Source organism: Paracholeplasma morum (genome assembly GCF_016907055.1).
GTDB classification, from domain to species: domain Bacteria; phylum Bacillota_I; class Bacilli_A; order Acholeplasmatales; family UBA5453; genus Paracholeplasma; species Paracholeplasma morum.
The window spans coordinates 139,647-160,177 of the sequence record NZ_JAFBBG010000001.1 but is presented as its reverse complement, the minus strand read 5'-3'; the positions used below and the strand labels follow the sequence as shown (position 1 = coordinate 160,177).

Annotated in this window: 17 protein-coding genes; all 17 read left to right on the top strand. The window is 34.6% G+C overall.

Annotated elements, in window-relative coordinates; genetic code table 11:
• On the top strand, window positions 1-822 hold the full coding sequence (locus JN09_RS00730; RefSeq protein WP_204431884.1) for a prephenate dehydrogenase: 822 nt from the start codon (window positions 1-3) through the stop codon (window positions 820-822).
• Window positions 819-1,847: a 3-dehydroquinate synthase gene (gene aroB / locus JN09_RS00725; RefSeq protein ID WP_204431883.1), complete on the top strand. Its 1,029-nt coding sequence runs from the start codon at window positions 819-821 to the stop codon at window positions 1,845-1,847. Before JN09_RS00730 ends, aroB begins: the two co-directional genes overlap by 4 nt.
• The gene (aroA, locus tag JN09_RS00720; RefSeq protein WP_204431882.1) at window positions 1,819-3,081 is read left to right on the top strand and encodes a 3-phosphoshikimate 1-carboxyvinyltransferase; all 1,263 of its coding nucleotides are present in this window, start codon (window positions 1,819-1,821) and stop codon (window positions 3,079-3,081) included. The genes aroB and aroA overlap by 29 nt, the downstream gene beginning before the upstream one ends.
• A complete protein-coding gene (locus tag JN09_RS00715; protein ID WP_204431881.1) occupies window positions 3,074-3,343 on the top strand; it encodes a chorismate mutase in 270 nt (89 codons plus the stop codon). The genes aroA and JN09_RS00715 overlap by 8 nt, the downstream gene beginning before the upstream one ends.
• Window positions 3,336-4,118, top strand: a complete 783-nt coding sequence (locus JN09_RS00710; RefSeq protein WP_204431880.1) for a shikimate dehydrogenase family protein — start codon at window positions 3,336-3,338, stop codon at window positions 4,116-4,118. The genes JN09_RS00715 and JN09_RS00710 overlap by 8 nt, the downstream gene beginning before the upstream one ends.
• Complete coding sequence (locus JN09_RS00705; RefSeq protein WP_204431879.1) at window positions 4,115-5,101, top strand: chorismate synthase; 987 nt, start codon at window positions 4,115-4,117, stop codon at window positions 5,099-5,101. Before JN09_RS00710 ends, JN09_RS00705 begins: the two co-directional genes overlap by 4 nt.
• Window positions 5,102-5,179: 78 nt before the next feature.
• Window positions 5,180-7,129, top strand: a complete 1,950-nt coding sequence (locus JN09_RS00700) for an ATP-dependent DNA helicase RecG (RefSeq protein WP_204431878.1) — start codon at window positions 5,180-5,182, stop codon at window positions 7,127-7,129.
• Between the two features lie 71 nt (window positions 7,130-7,200).
• Window positions 7,201-8,214 carry a phosphate acyltransferase PlsX gene (plsX, locus tag JN09_RS00695; RefSeq protein WP_204431877.1) on the top strand — a complete coding sequence of 338 codons (1,014 nt, stop codon included), beginning with the start codon at window positions 7,201-7,203 and terminating at the stop codon, window positions 8,212-8,214.
• Window positions 8,207-8,875, top strand: coding sequence for a ribonuclease III (gene rnc, locus JN09_RS00690; protein ID WP_308699509.1), 669 nt, complete (start codon window positions 8,207-8,209; stop codon window positions 8,873-8,875). Before plsX ends, rnc begins: the two co-directional genes overlap by 8 nt.
• 2 nt (window positions 8,876-8,877) lie before the next feature.
• Window positions 8,878-9,498 carry a DnaD domain protein gene (locus tag JN09_RS00685; protein WP_204431876.1) on the top strand — a complete coding sequence of 207 codons (621 nt, stop codon included), beginning with the start codon at window positions 8,878-8,880 and terminating at the stop codon, window positions 9,496-9,498.
• Window positions 9,495-10,124, top strand: a complete 630-nt coding sequence (gene nth / locus JN09_RS00680; protein ID WP_204431875.1) for an endonuclease III — start codon at window positions 9,495-9,497, stop codon at window positions 10,122-10,124. Before JN09_RS00685 ends, nth begins: the two co-directional genes overlap by 4 nt.
• Before the next feature lie 153 nt (window positions 10,125-10,277).
• Window positions 10,278-11,459, top strand: coding sequence for a helix-turn-helix domain-containing protein (locus tag JN09_RS00675; RefSeq protein WP_204431874.1), 1,182 nt, complete (start codon window positions 10,278-10,280; stop codon window positions 11,457-11,459).
• Between the two features lie 108 nt (window positions 11,460-11,567).
• Window positions 11,568-13,376 (top strand): ABC transporter ATP-binding protein, encoded by a 1,809-nt coding sequence (locus tag JN09_RS00670; RefSeq protein WP_204431873.1) that lies wholly within the window; start codon window positions 11,568-11,570, stop codon window positions 13,374-13,376.
• On the top strand, window positions 13,376-15,205 hold the full coding sequence (locus JN09_RS00665; protein ID WP_204431872.1) for an ABC transporter ATP-binding protein: 1,830 nt from the start codon (window positions 13,376-13,378) through the stop codon (window positions 15,203-15,205). The genes JN09_RS00670 and JN09_RS00665 overlap by 1 nt, the downstream gene beginning before the upstream one ends.
• An 88-nt stretch (window positions 15,206-15,293) precedes the next feature.
• Complete coding sequence (locus tag JN09_RS00660) at window positions 15,294-16,664, top strand: hypothetical protein (protein WP_204431871.1); 1,371 nt, start codon at window positions 15,294-15,296, stop codon at window positions 16,662-16,664.
• 61 nt (window positions 16,665-16,725) lie between these two features.
• A complete protein-coding gene (locus tag JN09_RS00655) occupies window positions 16,726-19,686 on the top strand; it encodes a DNA polymerase III subunit alpha (protein WP_204431870.1) in 2,961 nt (986 codons plus the stop codon).
• On the top strand, window positions 19,683-20,456 hold the full coding sequence (locus JN09_RS00650) for an alpha/beta hydrolase (protein ID WP_204431869.1): 774 nt from the start codon (window positions 19,683-19,685) through the stop codon (window positions 20,454-20,456). The genes JN09_RS00655 and JN09_RS00650 overlap by 4 nt, the downstream gene beginning before the upstream one ends.
• Window positions 20,457-20,531 lie beyond the last annotated feature (75 nt).

The window sequence follows — 20,531 nt, the reverse complement described above, 5'->3', positions numbered from 1 at the left end:
ATGAAGGTATTTATCGCTGGATTAGGTCTGATTGGGGGCTCTTATGCCGAAGGGCTAACCAAGGCTGGACATGAAGTATATGGATATGATCCTCACGAGAAAACGATTGATTATGCGCTTAAACATCATTTCATCTTGAAGGCAGGATTAGAGTACATCAAAGACTCAGAAATGATAATCTTGGGTTTTTATCCAACAGATAATGTTGCTTTTATTAAAGAACACAGTCACCGATTACAAAATAACCAGATCATTACAGATGTATCTGGGATTAAAAAAGATATGACAAGGTCAATCGAAGAGATTCTTCCTAAAGGCGTTAAATACTGTAGTCATCATCCAATGGCCGGAAGAGAAAAAAGAGGCATAGAAAACGCGAGTTCTTTAATGTTTAAGAATGCCAACTTCATTATCACTCCGACAAAGCACTCAAGTGAAGATGCTATTCTCGCGATTCGGCAATTGGCCAATGATTTGGGGTTTAAACGGGTGAGTATCATCACACCAGAAGAACATGACGAATTGATTGGATATACCTCACAATTACCTCATGCGATGGCAGTTGCCTTAGTTAACTCAAACACACATGAGAAAACAGAGTCCTTTACAGGGGACTCCTATAGAGATTTAACTCGAATTGCCGTCATTAATGAATTGCTTTGGAGTGAACTATTCTTTGAGAACAAAGATAATTTATTACAAGCTATCAATGTATTCGAACAAGAACTAGACAAAATAAAAGAAGCAATCAGTAACAATGATCGAGAAGCATTAAAATCATTGTTCATCAAATCAACCCAAAGAAGGAGAGAGTTCAAATGATCATTAATATGCCAATTGAAACTGGATCTTATGACATTCATTTAGACTTTAATTCAATGAATGATCTAAAATCCTATACGAAGAATTATCAAGAAGTTTTTGTAATAACAGATGAGATTTTGTATCATATCCATGCAAAAAGACTTATAGAATCATTAGAAAAAGATCCTATTTTTGAAGTTGTCAAATCAGGTGAATCATCTAAATCGTTTATAACTTACGAGAGTGTTATTAATTCTTTAATTTCAAAAGGCATAAAAAGAAACAGCTTAATCATTGCATTTGGCGGTGGTGTTATCGGAGATTTGGCTGGTTTTGTATCAGCAACACTCTATAGAGGGATTGATTATATACAAATTCCAACCTCTTTATTAAGTATGATTGATTCAAGTATTGGCGGAAAAACCGGTATCAATACAAAACAGGGTAAGAATCTTGTGGGTGCATTTTATACACCAAAAGCTGTTATCATTGATCCTGTTTTTTTAGAAACACTTCCTGATAAAGAATACAAAAATGGTATGGCAGAAATTATTAAAGCAGCCATGATAAAAGATTCGATTTTATTCGAAAAACTAGAAAACAATTCCATTGGATTACTAGAAATGTTAGAACGAAGTATATTGGTCAAAAAACATATCGTTGACCTTGATCCTAAAGAAGAAAACTTGAGAATGTTACTGAATTTCGGGCATTCATTTGGGCATGCGATTGAACAAAAAAGTGGTTATACGACTCCCCATGGGTTCGCAGTAGCTGAAGGAATGGTTCTTGCCGTTAAGACGGGAATTAAACTAAACATTACGAATAAAATGGTTTTAAAACGAATGCATAACGTGATGGATAAATATGATCTTGGACAATTAAAAGAAGAACCGTTAAAACTAATAGATCAATTACTATTCGATAAAAAGTTTAAAAATGGTAAACTAAACTTAATTCTAGTAAAAGACATTGGCGATTCCATTATCTACCCAATTACGAAGGAGGAAATCTATGAATGTTATCATAAAGAAACCCATTAGTGGTGGAACATTAGATATGATTTCTTCAAAGTCTTTGACACACAGGGCATTAATTGCAGCAGCCCTTTCGAAAGGACAATCAAGAATTATTAAACCACTTCTATCTGAAGACACCTATGCGACAATAGATGTCTTAAGTAAGATGGGGATCAAGTTTCAAATCAACCAAGAAGAAATCATCGTTGATAGCAACGGTTTATCACTTCCAACTGAAACACTTAACTGTAATGAATCTGGTTCTACCTTGAGATTTCTAATCCCGATTGCCCTCTTAAATGAAGGCGAAGTCACGTTTGACGGTAAACCAGGGCTCCGTAAAAGACCACTTTCAGAGTACATTAGTCTTTTTAAGCAAATGGGACTTCAATATGAAGAGATTTCGGAAAATTTACCACTAAGAGTCAAAGGAAAAATCAAGTCTGGTGAATATCATATGAGAGGCGATATTTCCTCTCAATTTATCACTGGTTTGCTATTTGCTTTACCAATGGTAGATGGGGATTCGAAACTCATCATTGACACCCCAATCGAATCAAAGGATTATGTCTTAATGACGATATTTATTCTGAAGAAGTTTGGTATAGATATCATGGTTAAAAACAACATATTTTACATCAAAGGAAATCAAAGTTATCGTAAAAACGATTATGAGATTCCTGGCGATTTTTCACAAGCTGCATTCTTCTTGGCAGCAGGTGTTTTAGGGGCAAATATAGAACTTAAGCGGCTGGATATAAACACGCATCAAGCAGATGAAAGAATGATAGAATTCATCGAAAATATGAATGGAGACATAATGATTGGAAATGGCTCTATAACGGCCAAAAAATCTAAGACGATTGGTCAAATACATGATCTATCTCAATCTCCAGACATAGGTCCGATTTTGGCTTTATTATGCGCTTTATCAGAAGGTAAGTCAGAGATAATAAACGCGTCTAGACTTAGAATTAAAGAATCTGATCGAATTACTAGTATATCAACCGAACTTAGAAAACTTGGAGCAAAGATTACCGAGACTAAAGATGGTATGAAAATCCAAGGTGTTAAAACACTCAGATCATGTATGGATTTAGATTCTTGGAATGACCACAGAATCGTTATGACTCTTGCGATTGCCGCAATAAAAGTAGATGGTCCAATCCGTATTAAAAATGCAGAAGCCATCAACAAGTCTTATCCAACATTCTTTGAAGATTATCAAAAATTAGGTGGTGTGATTGAGTATGAATAAACTAGAAATAGCTCGAAAAAACATCGATGATATCGATATGAAAATGATGGAGTTATTCAAACAACGTATGAATGAAGTAGGTAGTGTCTTAGAATATAAGAAGGCCAATCATCTACCAGTTTTTGATGCAAAAAGAGAAGAAATGATTAAACAATCAAAAGGCCATTTGTTTAATGATGATAAACTTAAGCCTTATTATGATATGTTTTTTGAGGAACTCTTGAGAATATCAAGGAAGTTTCAAGAGGATCATTATGAGTAGATATGGTTTAGTTGGTAAAGACATTAGCTACTCATACTCAAAAAAGATTCATGAAAAAATAGGTGAGATTCTATCTTTAAGAATTAGCTATGACATATTGGATTCTAAAGATTTATTGGAAGTATCTTCTCATGTTAATCAACTCAGAAACGGACACTATAAAGGGTTGAATGTTACCATTCCTTACAAAGAGTCAATTATTGACTTTTGTGATGAACTTACTGAGCATGCCCGAAAAATCAATGCAGTTAACACGCTTTATATGAAAGAAGAAAAACTGATTGGTGATAACACCGATTACATTGGTTTTAAGGCTATTCTAGACTACTATCACATTAATCTAAATAATCAGGTAGTGTATGTTTTAGGATCTGGCGGTGCTTCAAAGGCAGTATGCTACGCACTCAATCAAGTTGGTGCGAAATCTGTTATTATATCAAGAAATGAACACCCATCCACAAATCAACTTACAAAGTCCTATGCGTTCTTGGATAAGCTAGAAAAGATTCATTGTATCGTCAACACAACACCTGTAGGCACAACCCCAAACGTTAATCAAATGCCAGTTTCAAACAGTGTAGCTTCAAAAACAAATATTGTGATAGACCTAATTTACAATCCTCGTGAAACACTATTGATGAAAATGGTTAACTTCGGAATCAATGGATCTATCATGTTAATTGGACAAGCACTCAAAGCTCAAATACTATGGAATGATTTAAAGATTCCTGAACCAAATGTATTATATGAAAGATTGTTGGAGGTAATAGAATGAATCAATTTGGCAATTTATTTAGGATAAGTATCTATGGTGAAAGTCACCAAAGTGCGATTGGTGTTATAATCGATGGGATGAAACCTGGCGTTCTTTTTGATGAGTCGTTACTCTTAAATGATCTACAAAGAAGAAAAGCTGGTGCGGTCGGCACTACCCTTAGAGTTGAAGATGATAACCCGGTTATTACATCAGGAATCTTAAATGGATATACGACTGGGTCACCGATTCACGTTATGTTTGAAAACATGAATAAACGTAGCGAGGACTATAAAAACTTATTAACCCAACCAAGACCTGGTCATGCTGATTTTGTCGCATATAATAAATACAAAGGCTTCAATGATAATAGAGGTGGCGGACACTTCTCAGGACGTCTTACAACTACGATTGTTGCTGCCGGAGCGTTTGCCAAAATGCTTACTAACCATCAGATTGAATCCAAGTTAATTCAAGTAGGAGACTTAACAGACCTTAATGGATTGGACAGTTATCTAAAAGAGATTAGTGAATCATTTGATTCAGTTGGTGGCATTATTGAAATCACTGTGAAGAATCCAGAAATTGGTTTAGGTGAGCCGTTTTTTGATTCAGTAGAATCCAAAATAAGCCATATGTTATTTTCAATACCAGCAGTAAAAGGTGTAGAGTTTGGTGTTGGATTTAAAGGGATAACCTTAAAGGGATCAGAGTTTAATGATTTGATTATCGATGAAAAAGGAAAAACAATCACCAATCATAACGGTGGAATTAATGGTGGGATTACAAACGGGAACGATATCGTACTTAGAGTCTTTATCAAACCAGCAAGTTCAATCTTTTTACCTCAGGAAACCTTTGACTTTGAGTCTAAGCAAATCAAAACTTTACAAATCAAAGGCAGACATGACGCCTGTATTGCGAGACGTGCATTAGTGGTGATTGAAGCTGCTTGTGCAATAGCACTCGCTGATCTATACTTAGAAAAACAATCTAGAGAATAATGGATGATTCCTTAAATGGAAACATCCTTTTTTTCAAATCATGAAAAAATGTTATAATACCTTTACAAGGTGTTATATATGACAAATATCATACAAGTTAAAGGGGTAGGAAAACAACTCCAATTAGAATTTAATCATAATGGAATATTCACGACCTATGACTTGGTAACGAGGTATCCAAAAAAGTACGAATCCTTTACTGAGGATTCTTTACTGTTGGCTGTAGATAAATCCATTATTACAGTTAAGGGCACCTTGGTATCTATCCCAAAAATAGTCAACCATAGAGGATCATTAAAAAGCCTTCATTTTGAATTATTGGTTGAACATGAAATCGTAAAAGTTGTCGCTTTTAGAAGAGAATACCTGAAAGATCAACTGATAGAAAACATGGAGTTAACAGTTAAAGGTAAGTTTGAGAAAAAGAAGAAACTTATCACAGCTTCACAAATACTTACAAAAAAGATGGAGACAGAGTTTAAACCAGTTTATGGGCTTGAAGGGATTTATGATACCGTAGTCTCCAAAATAATATCGAATATTTTCGCCTATCAACAAGTAGATATTTATGAAACATTGCCACCACAACTCATAGAAAAACATCATTTAATTAATCGTAAAGATATGATTGAATTGATCCATAAACCAAAATCTGAACAAGACATAAAAAAGTGTTATACCAGACTTAAATATGAAGAAGCTCTAGCCTTTCAATATGATTTAATGAGACAAAGATTAGAATTGGAAAACGACTCGAAAGCGATAAAACACTATGATCTTTCTCAAGTCAAATCATTTATTAAAGATATCCCATTTGAGTTAACCCAAGATCAAAAAGACGCGGTTAATGATATTTTTAGAGACTTTAAGAAACCTCATCCAACAAAAAGACTCATTCAAGGTGATGTTGGTTCTGGTAAGACGATTGTCGTTGGGATTGCTGTTATGGGCGCTAAAACCAGTGGGTTTCAAAGTGCATTGATGGCGCCTACAGAATTATTAGCATTCCAACACTATGAGTTTTTCAAGTCGACTTTTAAAGATATGAAAGTCGGTTTGTTGACAGGTTCAACCAAGGATAAAAAACAACTTAAAGAAGACTTAAAAGCAGGAAAAATCGATTTCTTAATTGGGACACATGCACTGGTTGAAGAAGATGTCGTTTTCCATAATTTAGGCTTTGTGATTATTGATGAACAACACCGTTTTGGCGTAGAAACCAGAGAAACACTTAAAGATAAAGGTAATGCTGATGTCGTTTATCTAACGGCAACACCTATTCCAAGAACACTTGCGATTGTACTTTTTGGCGATATGGAAATATCCGTCATTAAGGAAAAGCCACAAGGCAGAAAAGAAATAATCACTAGGTACTTTTCAGGTACACAGGAGCATGCAGTGTTTGAACATGTCAAAAAAGAACTTAATCTTGGTCATAAAGCGTATTTTATTGCACCATCCATTGATGCCTTAGAACGTGGAGAAACCGTGCTTAGTTTATATGAAAGAGCCTCTGCAGTCTTTAAAGAACACGATGTCTATTTATTGCATGGCAAGCTCTCGTCAAAAGAAAAAAATGATACACTGGACTCTTTCGCTAATTCAAAAGGTGGAATACTTGTATCCACAACTGTTGTTGAAGTAGGATTGGATATTAAAGACGCAACCATGATGGTTATTTTTGATGGAGAGTATTTTGGTCTTAGCCAACTTCACCAATTAAGAGGACGGGTTGGAAGAAGCGATCTTCAAAGTTACTGTTATGTACTTTCAAAAGATTCAGACATCGAAAGACTTAGTTTGTTCTCAAAAACTACCGATGGATTTATGTTATCAGAATACGATTTGAAACAACGAGGACCAGGAGAGTTTTTAGGGGTAAGACAAAGTGGTATTTTGAGATTTGATTATGCGAATATTACCGATGATTTTGATCTATTTACTAAGGCAAAACTTGACGCATATACCATATTGAAAACTAAAACATTGGACTCGTATTACAGGAAAATAAACGGACTAAAACCTTAATGCTTTGAACATGAAATTAACATTAAGATATGTCTTAATGTATGATATAATGAATAAAAATGGAGGATACTATGATTAAAATAGCGATAGATGCCATGGGAGGCGACAACGCCCCAATTGAGATTGTAAAAGGGTGTGAACTTGCTTTAAGTAAGTTTGACGATATTGAACTTGTTCTTTATGGAGATGAACAAGAGATTAAGAAACATTTAAAGAGTGATAATAGAGTAAAGATTGTTCATACGACACAAGTGATAGACATGGGTATTAAAGACCCTGTTTCTGCGATTAGATCCATGAAAGACGCATCTTTAGTTAAAGCTATGCGTTCGGTTAAAGAAGGTCAAGAACAAGCAGTTGTTAGCGCAGGGCCAACACAAGCCTTAATCGTTGGTGCCCATCTAATCATTAAAAGAATGGAAAAAATGCACCGCGTAGCACTTGCTCCAATTATTCCATCTCTAGACCAAAAAGGCAGGATTTTACTGGATGTTGGGGCTAATATTGAACTTAGACCTGAACATATGCTTGAACTTGCTATTTATGCGACTGTGACGGCAAAGTCCTATTTAGGTATAGATAATCCAACAGTTGCTTTAATGAATATTGGAACAGAAGAAGGTAAGGGTAGAGAACTTGAAAAAGAAACCTTTAAACTTCTTAAAGAATCCCCTATAATTAACTTTCTTGGAAACATCGAAGGTAAAGAAATTATGTCCACCACTGCTAATATTATCCTTACAGATGGGTATACAGGTAACATAATGATGAAAACCATTGAAGGAACAGCTAAAGCAATGGGGAGCATGCTAAAAGAAGAAATTAAGTCTTCAATCGGTGGTAAAATTGGATACTTATTCATGAAAAAGAATTTGAAGAGATTCCAAAAACGTATGGATGCTTCAGAGATTGGTGGAGCCATGATTTTTGGTATCAATGCACCAGTCATAAAGGCACATGGATCGTCTAATGCATATGCGTTCTCTAACGCAATTAGACAAGCGAGATTGTTCGTCAAAAACGAAATTGTCGCGAAGGTTAGCGATGCATTAAAAGACATTGAATTTATAGAAAGTAGTGAGTAACATTAAGACATTAGAGAATATTTTGGGCGTTGAGTTCAAAGATAAAGAGTTATTAAAACAAGCAATAACGCATTCTACATATGCAAATGAAAATAATTGCCCAAATAATGAGCGACTTGAGTTTTTAGGAGACGCTGTTATCGGATTATTAATGGGAGAACTTTTGTTTAAAAAAGGAATTCCAACTGAAGGAGAAATGTCAAAGAAAAGAGCACAAGCTGTATGCGAAGAAGCATTATATCAATATTCTGTTCAAATCGGACTACCTAGTTTTCTTTTATTAGGAAAAGGTGGAGAATTATCGAATGGACGAGATACCCCTTCCATAGTATCGAATGCATTTGAAGCCATTTTTGGGGCTGTGTATTTAGAAAAAGGTTTTAATGAAGCGAAAAAACTTTTCGCTCGTATCGTTGTGCCTTATTTAGATCAAGTACTAGACATTAAAGATTATAAGTCCACTTTACAAGAGTTGGTTCAAACAGATAGAAGAAACATCTCTTATTACTTAGAGAATCAATCAGGCCCATCACACGACAGGGTTTTCACTGTCAGTGTTAGAATGGATGACATTATTCTCGGGTTAGGAAAAGGTAAGAGCAAAAAAGAAGCTGAGCAAAATGCAGCTAAAGAAGCGTTAAGTCGCCTTGCAAAGGAGTAACCATGCTTAAAAGATTAATCGAAGATGGGTACTTAAATGCCCATAAACTTTTATTGAAAGAACAAACACGTCTAGGAGTATCTCCAGATGAAATAGTGATATTATCTGCACTTATTACTTTGCTTGAAAAGAAAAAATTAAACGTTTCTGTGCAAGCTTTAGCCAAACTGACCAACCTAAACACACAAAGAACAGGTGAAGTGTTCAATCACTTAATCGAAAGAAACCTAGTGCATACAGAACTTGAATTGAAGTCTGATGGAAAAGAAAAAGAGGTATTCTCTTTAGATCCATTATTCACTAAAATTGAAGAACTGTTTAAAGCAGACATCCAAATCGTAAATCAATCCAAACAAGAAAAAGACATTCAATTAATCATTCAACAAATCGAAGAAACTTTCAAGAAATCTGTAACACCTTTTGATTTAGAAATGATTAAAGAATGGTTTATTGAAGGCTTTACAAAAGAAGAGATGGATAAAGCACTTGAAACATGCAGAAACCACAACCGAAAAACAACCAACTATATGGACCGTGTATTAAGAAGTAAGGATGAGTTCAAAGAAGAAATCAATGAGTCGAAAAAAGAAACAATTCATAAACTAATTAGAGGCATAAGATGAATATAGAGTTTTTCTTAAGCACGCTTAATGAGATGTTTCCAAATGCAAAAGCTGAACTCGATTATACTAACCCATTTGAACTATTGATCGCAGTTGTTTTATCTGCCCAAACAACAGACAAAGCAGTTAACAAAGTTACGAAAACGCTATTTGAAGCATATCAGACGCCTGAGGCTTTAAGTAAAGCAACACAAGAAGATGTGGAATCGCATATAAAAACAATCGGTCTATACCGAAATAAAGCGAAAAACATCATTGAGCTAGCAAGAATTCTATATGAATCCTATGATTCACAAGTTCCAAACAAAAGGGCAGACTTAGAATCATTACCCGGTGTTGGTAGAAAAACTGCAAATGTCGTATTATCTAATGCCTTTGATATTCCAGCACTTGCAGTAGATACTCACGTAGCTAGAATTTCAGTGCGATTAGGACTTGCCAAGAAAATGGACAATGTTCTCCAAATTGAACAAAAACTTAATCGGAAAATACCAAGAAGTTCGTGGTTAAAAGTACACCACCAAATGATTTTTTTTGGACGATATCATTGTTTGGCAAAAAATCCTAAATGCGATGACTGCCCGTTTTTCAAGGATTGTAAGTACGAATTTAAGGTAAAAAAATAATATAGAGTAATTTCGTTTCAGAAATTACTTTTTTTATGAAAAAAAATATTTTTGTTATTCACTCTTATCATGTACAATGTTTGTTGGATTAATAGAAAGGGATAATAACAATACATGAAACCAAATCACAAATTAAACGAAATAAGGAACTCCTTGAAGAAAGAGTATGATCCAAAACCGATGATTGGAACCACATTAAAGTATCATAGGATTAAACAAAAGAAAACACTAGAGTACATTAGTAAGAAAACTAAAATGTCCATCTCTTATTTGAGTAAGCTGGAAAATAACATCATTCAAGTTACTCATAAAAATGGTAAACGAATTGTTAATGAGTTATCAATTAATGAGGATGTACTTTTAATTAACCAAAACATGTCTTATTGGTATGATGAGCTACTTAGCGTCGTATTGAAAACCAAAGAGGATTATTCTGACCTACTCGACTTAATCGACTCGAGAGATGATTTTCAAGCCAAACTCATAGATTTTACTTTAAGAATTATCAACAAAGAAATTCATGGATCAGAAATGCATGTGACATTACTCTTAAACCAAATTGATAAAATGAAAGCCATTGAAAGTAGTATACTAATGATGACTTTTGCTCACTATTCTTATATCACAGAAGATTATACATCTGCTGTAAATTACCTAGATTTGATGAAAGAAACCCCTGTTGAGAATTCGAAGCTTCAAATATGGATTAAAGTCATGGAGTATAAACTCGCATTGTTAAGTGGGAATTTCACTTTTATAGAAAAAAAATACGAAGAAACAACGTTACTACTTCGAAAGCACAAACTTGAACACTTCGTAAAAGAGATTGATGCGGACTTTCTAGCTTATGGGCAGTTTATTGCGCCACCGGACTATTTTCTCAAATTAGAAAAGGTGAGTGAATGTCACTCAATTCGATCAATGGGCTATCTCAATAAGTTGTGTTATAACAGCGATCAGTCCATTGTTGACATGATTATTCTGGATGATCAAGCATCAGCTTTTGTCAAATCGATTGCATTTTGGATTATTGAAGATAAAGCCAATTTTGAACACGCCTTCAATCAAATTGATAAGACTAAACTACATAGGATTGAAACACACATTTTAGACTATCTTCATAAAACGAAAGATAACCCGGACTGCATACATACCTTAAGAAATATTGTTTTTATAGATAAGTTTGTGATGAATAATCATATCCTAATTCACTTTTATGGATATATACTGGCTTCTAAATATGCTAAAATCCATAAATATAAAGACGCTGTCAAAGTAACAGAGTATATATCAGAGCGAAAAAAATACATTAAAGAAAACTACTATTGGTCATAGAAAATCGCATTAATAAGGAAATATAGCGGAAAAAAACGTGCACCTTGCACATTGACTTTCACATCTCTTTTTAGTACAATTATTAGTTGAACGTAAGGAGGGCATAGTATGCGTTTTAAACAGTTATTATCCGTTTCAAAAGGCTTTTATCCAGTACTGTTTTTGATTATCATATTCGTAGTACTGAATAGATTAACCTATTCGTATGTGCCTTTGTTCACACAATATATCATCGATATTCTAGATGTTGGTACCTCTACTGCCAATTTTCCTTCGTTCATCACAGATATATTTAAGTTGAGCAATGACAAGAAAACAATTATTTTAATTGTTGCAAGTTCATTAGTTTTCTATCAACTTCTACGTTTTACGATGGTCTTTATGGAAGACTACTTAAGAGGACGTTTGACAGAAAACATTAGTGAAAAATTAAGAAACCGCTTATATAATCATATTCAATCTCTTGATTATACGTATCATAATAATGCGGACACTGGAGATTTAGTTCAAAGAGTTACATCCGATATCGAGGCAATGAGTAACTTTGTCTCAAACAGAATTCCTGAATTTTTCAGACTATTTGCTACAGTTATATTTGGGGCAGTACAAATCTTTGTAATTAGCCCAACCATGGTATTGGTTGCACTTTCAATGGTACCAATCTCTGCGATAGCCTCTGTGTGGTTTTTCAAAAAAGTTGATAAATCATTCAAGGTCATTGAAGAAACTGAGTCTGGAATGATGACAGTTATTCAAGAAAACCTTTCAGGTTCAAAAATCGTTAGAGCGTTTGCCAATGAATCTTTTGAAATCGAAAAATTAGAAAAAAAGAATAAAAAATATAGCGATGAATATCTTAAGTTCCAATCTATTTCCTCAAAATACTGGGGATTCTCAGACACAATAGCAATGCTACAGTATTTAGTTACCATCATGATCGGTGTTATTTTTGTTAGAAATAACGGCGACATAACTGGTGGACAAATTATTGCAGTATTAATGTTACTCGGAATGTTAATATGGCCAATTAGAGGTCTTGGAAGAATGATTGGTGATTTTGGACGCGCCTTAGTTTCTACTCAAAGAATTTTTGAAATCCTTGAGAAGAAAAGCGAGTTCGAAGTTAATGGAACACTCACACCAGAGATTAAGGGGAAAATCGAATTCAAAGATGTACATTTCCAATTCCCTGACGGCAAAAATAGCCTATTGAATGGTGTAAGCTTCAAGGTTGAAGCTGGACAAACTGTCGCGATTATTGGTCGCACAGGTAGCGGTAAGACAACCATCATTAATTTGTTGTCAAGAATGCTTGAAACCTCGTCAGGGGACATATTTATTGACGATGTAAATATCAAGAATATAGAAAAACATTACTTGAGAAAACAGATGGGGATTGTTTTACAAGAACCGTTTTTATTCTCAAAAACTGTTTATGATAACATTGCAATCTCAAATCCAACCGTTGACAGAGATAACGTTTTAAAAGCGGCACAAATCGCGGCTATTGAAAAAGACATCTCTTCATTTGAAAAAGGGTATGACACCATTGTTGGTGAAAGAGGAACAACGTTGTCAGGTGGCCAAAAACAACGCGTTGCCATTGCCAGAATCTTGATTGATAATAAACCTATTTTAGTATTTGACGACTCATTATCAGCTGTTGACACTGAAACTGATATGATGATCAGAAATGCGTTAAATGACCGAGATTCTAAATCGACAACAGTTATTATTACACATCGTATCACAACTGCTAAACAAGCAGACGTGATCGTTGTTCTTGAAGAAGGTAAGATATCAGATATTGGTGTTCACGAAACACTTTCGAAGAAACCGGGACTATATCAAAAACTATGGGAAATCCAAGGTCAACTAGAAGCTGAATTTATGCAATTGATAGAGGAGGCGAAATAATGAACTTTGAAGAACAAGAGTTTAAAGAAGAAAAAGTGAACTTCAACACTTGGAAAAAAATATTAAAGACCGTTCTAAAGTCTAAGAAAAATGTCACGTTGCTTATTATATTTGTAGTAGGTCTAGCGTTATTAGAATCACTAACACCGCTACTGAATAAATACGCTATTGACACTTTCTTCAAGGCTAAAGAATTTGATACATTCGTTCCGTTTGTAATTATTAACATTGTAATAGCAGTTTTATTTGGATTCACTATTTGGGGATTCATATATCAAGCAGGGAAAATCGAAGTTTCAGTAAACTACGAACTTCGTAAACAATCATTTGAAACCCTACAAAGATTATCATTCTCCTATTTTGATAAAACCCCTCAGGGGTGGGTTATGGCGAGAATGACTTCTGACTCAAGAAGATTAGCGAATATCATTTCATGGGGATTAGTTGACTTCTTATGGAGTGGAATGATTATGCTCGTAATCCTTGTGATTATGTTCATAATGAACGTTAAACTGGCTTTAATAGTGACTTTAACCATTCCTGTGATGGCAGTTACTGCTATCTATTTTAGAAGAAAAATCTTATTAGGCTATCGTGAATCAAGAAAAATAAACTCTCAGGTCACCGCTTCCTATAACGAATCATTCATGGGCGCAAAAACTACTAAGAGTCTAGCGATTGAGAAAGAAAACTCGCTTGAGTTCATGGAAAAAACACACAGTTTAAAACGCGCAAGCATGCGTGCAATTCTCTTTAGTGCAATATTCTCACCAATCATGTTAATGATCTCATACATTGTTATTGGCGTGATCTCATATGAAGGTGGATCAGATGTACTTGGTGTGGTTATTAGTGTGGGCACACTATACGCGTTTGTAGAATACACAATTAGGTTTTTCGATCCAATTATGCAAATCGCGCGTATTTTAGCTCAGTTTCAGCAAGCACAAGCTTCAGCTGAACGTGTCATTCAGTTAATTGAGACAAAACCAGAAATTCATGATACAGATGAAGTAATTGAAAAGTATGGTGACTTATTAAGTCCGAAATATGAAAACTGGGAACCGATTGTTGGCGATGTGTCATTTAATAATGTTACATTCCAATACATTGATAACGAAGTCATCTTAGACAATTTTAACCTTAAGGTTAAAGCTGGAACATCTGTTGCACTTGTAGGTCATACAGGTAGCGGTAAGACTACCATTATTAACTTGTTATCAAGATTTTATGAACCAACAAAAGGCGAAATCTTAATCGACAACAAGAACTATAAGGAACGCAGCCTTCATTGGTTGCACAAACGATTGGGTTATGTACTCCAATCACCTCATCTATTCTCAGGAACTGTCATGGAAAACATCCGTTACGGTAAGTTAGATGCAACGGATGAAGAAGTGATTAATGCTGCTAAAGCAATTGGTGCAGATGGTTTTATTAAAGAAATGGAAAAAGGGTATCAAAGTGAAGTCGGTGAAGGTGGTAACAAGCTTTCAATCGGACAAAAACAATTGTTATCGTTTGCCCGAGCCATTCTTGCAGATCCAAGAATATTGATTCTGGACGAAGCTACTTCATCCATCGATTCAGAAAGCGAACGTGTTATTCAAAAAGCAACCGACACTTTACTGAAAGATAGAACATCATTTATCGTAGCTCATAGATTAAGTACGATTGTCAATAGTGATTTGATTGTCTATCTATCGAGTGGTAAGATCATTGAACAAGGAACTCATAAAGAATTGCTTGCTAAACGTGGTGCATATTTTGAACTTTATAAGAGACAATTCTTAACCGAACGCGAACAACAAATCGAAAAACACATTTAGACGGATAAACACTCAAACTAATCATTTGAGTGTTTTTTTTCTAGAGTAAAATAGGTAACAGTCCGGTATATATTAATTGGGTGATAGGATGATTAAACTTTTTATTGCATTAATATTTTTACCGATTTTTACAATGAATGATAACATTAAAAGTGGTATATTCATATGGAATAATACGACCATTGAAGTGCCACTTAATGCGGATTTAACGCCATATTTAGATATTCCATATGCTAGTTTAGCAGAAGGATATGAGGACAACTCTATTTGGTATGAAAAAAACGGTGTTAACTATACGTTTGTATCAACCATCAATACTAGTATTGTAAAATCTTATAAACTCTATTTTCGAGTACATTCTCCGAAATACAAAAAATCTAGTACTGTTGAGATAACCATCAAAATAGTAGATAACGTTCCACCTAAAATAATCAAGATGAATCCAGTTGAAGTTCCTGTAGGTATAAAAAGCATTGACTATAAGAAAAGCATTTCGTATGAAGATAACTATGATTCATTAGCGGATTTAACGCTTATTGTTATGGACGAACATGTCAATCTGAATAGAGTAGGGAACTATCCAGTTTGGATTAAGCTTGTAGACTTGTCATTGAATGAAACCATTAGCGAAATCACAGTCGAAGTTAAGGATTATTTAAACCCAACCGTTACCGAGATTAAAAATCCAGTTTTAAACATTGGTGAAGATCATAATTTAATGACGTTTTATTCTATCCAAGATAACTACACAGTCTCATTAGAGATTAATATAGATGACTCATTGGTAGATTATACTAGTGTAGGAAAGTATCCTTTTAGTATACAGGTAGTAGATTCGTCTGGGAATTCAACTCTATATGAATCTTTTGTTGAAATTATGGACAATGAAGCGCCATTAATCTTCTTTTCTTCTGGAAGTCAATCTATCGTTCTCGATACATTCTTTGACCCGAAAAGTATAATTCTCAAGGTCTCGGATAACCATTCAAAATTAACTAAAGAGGACGTCATAATCGAAACCGACTTAGATACCAAAAAAGTAGGGTATTATGATGTGGTTTACACATTAATGGATCACTCAAACAATAAAAGTGAGTATATCATTGAATTATCAGTAGTAGACAAGGAAAAACCATCTGTCTCTTCTGATAAGCTCGTATCTAGTACCGTTGACATCGATCTTCTAAAAGGGGTTACTTGCATAGATAATACCGGATTTTGTGAGATTAGATTGGTCGAACATAACATCGAGGACGAAGAAGGAATATATCAAGCCTTATATTTAGTGGTAGACAAATATGGTAACCACACCTACCATACTAGAACCATTGAGATCCAAAAAGGCATAACAACATCAACAAATAGTCATAGTTACGGGGCTGTTATCATTCTAGGACTTTCAGTTCTCGGCATTCTTTATTTTGGGTTAAGCTACTATATGAAAAGAAAACAACACTAAGTAACATGCCGGTAAAAAAAGGGTGATATCTATGATATACTTTTTAATAGGAAGTGATTAAATGGTTGGTTTCTTAAATCTTCAAACTGAATATAGTCTGCTTAGGTCTACTGTTAAACTAAACTCGATTATAGATGAAGCGATTAAGGGTGGTTATGATACTATTTTTGTCAGTGATGATAATAATTTGTACGCTGCCTATAAGCTGTTCAAACTTGCTAAGAACCGAATAAAAGCCGTTTTGGGCATGAGGATATCTGTATATAATAGCGAGACTTTTACGCTTAATGCATATGTCTTAAACTCAGTTGGATATCAAAACCTTGTTGTTATAACCAGTCTCATCAATTTGTCTAAAGATAAACACATCTTGATGAATGACTTGGTTAAATATCAAGAAGGTCTTTTATTTGTCTCTTCAGGAATGGATTCAGATATCAATAAAGCTTTATACAAAAACCAATACGATCAAGCCTTAGAACTTGTATATAGTTACAAACAAAAATTAGCAAGCTTTTATATAGGCTTGTCACTTCAAACATTAAAAGAAGAAATGGTGATTGCACCATTGCTTAAGAAAATCTCATCTGAAACAGGTGTTAAACTATTACCGTTTCATAAAACCTGTTATATGCCTCGTGATGAACACGCATATGACGCACTAATCAAAATTGATAATAACTTAAATACACGATTGGATGATGCCGATTTAAGTTTCAAAAACAAAGATGAACTCATCAGACTTTTTTCCGAATATCCAGTAGTATTTATGAACTTAGAAGAAGCCTTCTCAAATGCTATTTTCCAATTTCAGTTTGAGCCTTTCAAACTCCCGAAAGTTAATGAAGATGAAGCTTTTAATTCTAAAGATTACCTAATGGATCTTTGTATTGTTGGGTTGAATAAACGCATTAAACAAGAAGGCATAAAAGATTTAAAAACTTACCAGGAACGGTTGTTATTTGAACTCACTGTCATCGACAAGATGGGGTATAATGATTACTTTTTGGTTGTTTGGGACTTCGTGAAATATGCTAAAACCCATGACATAATGGTAGGGCCTGGTAGAGGCTCCGCAGCTGGGTCATTGGTTTCTTATTGTCTTGGAATCACAAATGTAGATCCGATAAAATACGGACTTCTTTTTGAGAGGTTTTTAAATCCTGAAAGAATTAGCATGCCTGATATCGATTTAGACTTTCCAGATACTAGAAGAGATGAGGTCATTCAATATGTGGCCGAAAAGTATGGGAAGCGTAGAGTAATATCAATCACAACTTTTCAAACCCTCCAAGTTAAGAGTTCGATTAGAGATATTTGTCGTACACAAGAACTAAGTGTTGCAGATACTAATAGAATCGTTAAACAAGCAACCAGTGCTTATGATATTACAGACCCTAAGACACTTGAACTGCTTGAACTTGCTAAGCAAATAGAAGGATTGCCGAGACAAACAGGCACACATGCTGCAGGGATTATTTTGTCCAACGAAGATTTATCACGGATTATTCCTTTTCAAGAAGGAGCTTCAAATCTATATCAAAGTCAATTTGAGGCAAGCGATCTTGAGTCATTAGGCCTTTTAAAGATTGACTTCTTAGGCATTAGAAACTTAAGCATCATCCAAGAAGTGTTGAAGATGCTCTCATCACGCGGTACCCACATCGATTTGAATAAAATCCCATACGACGATTCTAAGACGTATGAGTTATTGAGTAGAGCGGATACGCAAGGGGTGTTTCAATTAGAATCACCTGGGATGCGTCGCGTTCTAACTAAACTTAAACCAAACATTTTTGAAGATTTAGTTGCAATCCTTGCGTTATTTAGACCAGGTCCAATGGATAATATTGATGTCTATATCGAAAGAAGAAATGGCCAGAAATATGCCTATGTAGATCCTTCGTTAGAAGATATTTTAAAACCAACCTATGGAATCATTATTTATCAAGAGCAAATCATGCAAATTGCCAGCAAGTTTGCGAATTATTCGCTTGCTGAAGCAGATTTATTAAGGCGTGGTGTATCTAAAAAGGATCATGATATCTTAGAAAATGAACGTAAAAAGTTTGTTTCAAAAGCAGTCACCAATGGCAAAACCGCTGAATTAGCTGAAAAGATTTATGATTATATCGTTAAGTTCGCAGATTATGGCTTCAACCGTAGCCATTCAGTATCCTATGCGATCGTAGCTTATCAAATGGCCTATTTAAAAGCCAATTACTTTGATGCTTTTATGACGGTATTATTATCTAGTGTTGCGTCTAATATTGATCAAGTAACACAATACATAAGCCAACTCAAAAAAGCAAACATAAAGGTATTACCACCAGACATTAACCAGTCAGATTTCACATTTAAGTGGACCGAAAAAGGGATTATTTATCCTTTGATTTCGATTAAAAACATCGGGACACAAACTGTAAATAAGATTAAAGAAGAAAGAGAAAAAAGTCCTTTCAAGGACTATGATGATTTTAAGAACAGGTTAAGAACAGAACTGTCCGAACGCGTACTTGAAGCTTTGATATTTAGTAGTGCTCTAGATGGGTTTAATCTAAATAAACGTACATTATTTGAGAAACGTAACACGGTGGTTCAAGCTTATGAACTTTTTGTCTCAGATATTGTTGAGAAGAAATTCGATGAATATGACTTGAAAACGTTAATTGAAAAAGAGAAGATGGTCCTAGGCTTTAACCTGTCAATGACACCAATTAGTGCCTATAAGAACTATATTATCGAACATAAAATTGATGTCTTAAGTGAGTTAACGAAGTACTCAAAGAAAACCATCGGAATGATTAGTAAGATTACAGTCATCAAAACCAAGCAAAATCAACAAATGGCCTTTATCGAAGTTTATGATGGGCATACATCAATGGAGATGACGGTCTTCTCGAGTACTTATAGCGAGTATAAAGAGTTGATGGATACTACCTCGATTTTTGAATTTGACATCAGAAGCAATGATTTTGATGGACTAAAATTCATCGTAAGCAAAATGGAGAAACTAAAATGATTATTCAAATGAGTTCAAACAATTACATGGAATTATTCATTCAAGACGATACAACTAGACCAATCGTTTTGATTGCGCCAGGTGGAGGTTATCAAAGAACGTCGCCTCGTGAGGCCAATCCAATTAAGGACAAACTGGTTCAAGAGGGGTATCATGTAGGAATCATTTATTATCGACAATCCATCTTAGTTAAAGAAGATGTCGTTGATGAGTTGGTTTCTTTTTATCAATATATACTAGAGAGTACACATCCAATTGACAAAAAGAAAATCATCTTAATGGGATTCTCAAGTGGTGGTCATTACATTGCAAAACTAGGATTAACTTATCAACACTATCAACTGCAAGCACCTTATGCGATGATACTCTGTTATCCAGTGATCACGGGCGAAGAACACATTGCGCATGAGGATTCTATTAAGCGACTGTATGGAGAAATCAATGAAAAAACTAGGGCATTATTTTCACTCGAAAAAAGAGTAACAAAGTATGCGCCACCTACATTCTTATTTCATACACTTAATGATACGGCAGTCCCTGTTGAAAACTCTCTGAAGCTCTTTAATGCTCTAAAGAAGAACGAAATTCTTACGGATTTACATATATTTAACCAAGGTGTGCATGGCATATCCTTAGGCACTAAAGAGGTTAAGAAGGACGAAGATGATCCAAATCGATTTGAGTTAGAAAACCTTCACAATCAAAACTGGTTTAACTTAGCGATGTCTTTTTTGAGACAGTTACCGTTTAATATTCATAATAACAAATAATCAAATCCCCACCTCGTATAGTAGGTTGGGGATTTTTACTATAATAAAAACAAGGATATTTTTTAGATATCCTTG

What these genes read in the sequence shown, in the direction of transcription:
- JN09_RS00670 (WP_204431873.1), top strand. Translation starts at nt 11,568, where the DNA reads ATGCGTTTTAAACAGTTATTATCCGTTTCAAAAGGCTTTTATCCAGTA.
- JN09_RS00705 (WP_204431879.1), top strand. Translation starts at nt 4,115, where the DNA reads ATGAATCAATTTGGCAATTTATTTAGGATAAGTATCTATGGTGAAAGT.
- aroA (WP_204431882.1), top strand. Translation starts at nt 1,819, where the DNA reads ATGAATGTTATCATAAAGAAACCCATTAGTGGTGGAACATTAGATATG.
- aroB (WP_204431883.1), top strand. Translation starts at nt 819, where the DNA reads ATGATCATTAATATGCCAATTGAAACTGGATCTTATGACATTCATTTA.
- JN09_RS00685 (WP_204431876.1), top strand. Translation starts at nt 8,878, where the DNA reads ATGCTTAAAAGATTAATCGAAGATGGGTACTTAAATGCCCATAAACTT.
- JN09_RS00700 (WP_204431878.1), top strand. Translation starts at nt 5,180, where the DNA reads ATGACAAATATCATACAAGTTAAAGGGGTAGGAAAACAACTCCAATTA.
- nth (WP_204431875.1), top strand. Translation starts at nt 9,495, where the DNA reads ATGAATATAGAGTTTTTCTTAAGCACGCTTAATGAGATGTTTCCAAAT.
- plsX (WP_204431877.1), top strand. Translation starts at nt 7,201, where the DNA reads ATGATTAAAATAGCGATAGATGCCATGGGAGGCGACAACGCCCCAATT.
- JN09_RS00655 (WP_204431870.1), top strand. Translation starts at nt 16,726, where the DNA reads ATGGTTGGTTTCTTAAATCTTCAAACTGAATATAGTCTGCTTAGGTCT.
- JN09_RS00650 (WP_204431869.1), top strand. Translation starts at nt 19,683, where the DNA reads ATGATTATTCAAATGAGTTCAAACAATTACATGGAATTATTCATTCAA.
- JN09_RS00710 (WP_204431880.1), top strand. Translation starts at nt 3,336, where the DNA reads ATGAGTAGATATGGTTTAGTTGGTAAAGACATTAGCTACTCATACTCA.
- JN09_RS00715 (WP_204431881.1), top strand. Translation starts at nt 3,074, where the DNA reads ATGAATAAACTAGAAATAGCTCGAAAAAACATCGATGATATCGATATG.
- JN09_RS00730 (WP_204431884.1), top strand. Translation starts at nt 1, where the DNA reads ATGAAGGTATTTATCGCTGGATTAGGTCTGATTGGGGGCTCTTATGCC.
- JN09_RS00660 (WP_204431871.1), top strand. Translation starts at nt 15,294, where the DNA reads ATGATTAAACTTTTTATTGCATTAATATTTTTACCGATTTTTACAATG.
- JN09_RS00665 (WP_204431872.1), top strand. Translation starts at nt 13,376, where the DNA reads ATGAACTTTGAAGAACAAGAGTTTAAAGAAGAAAAAGTGAACTTCAAC.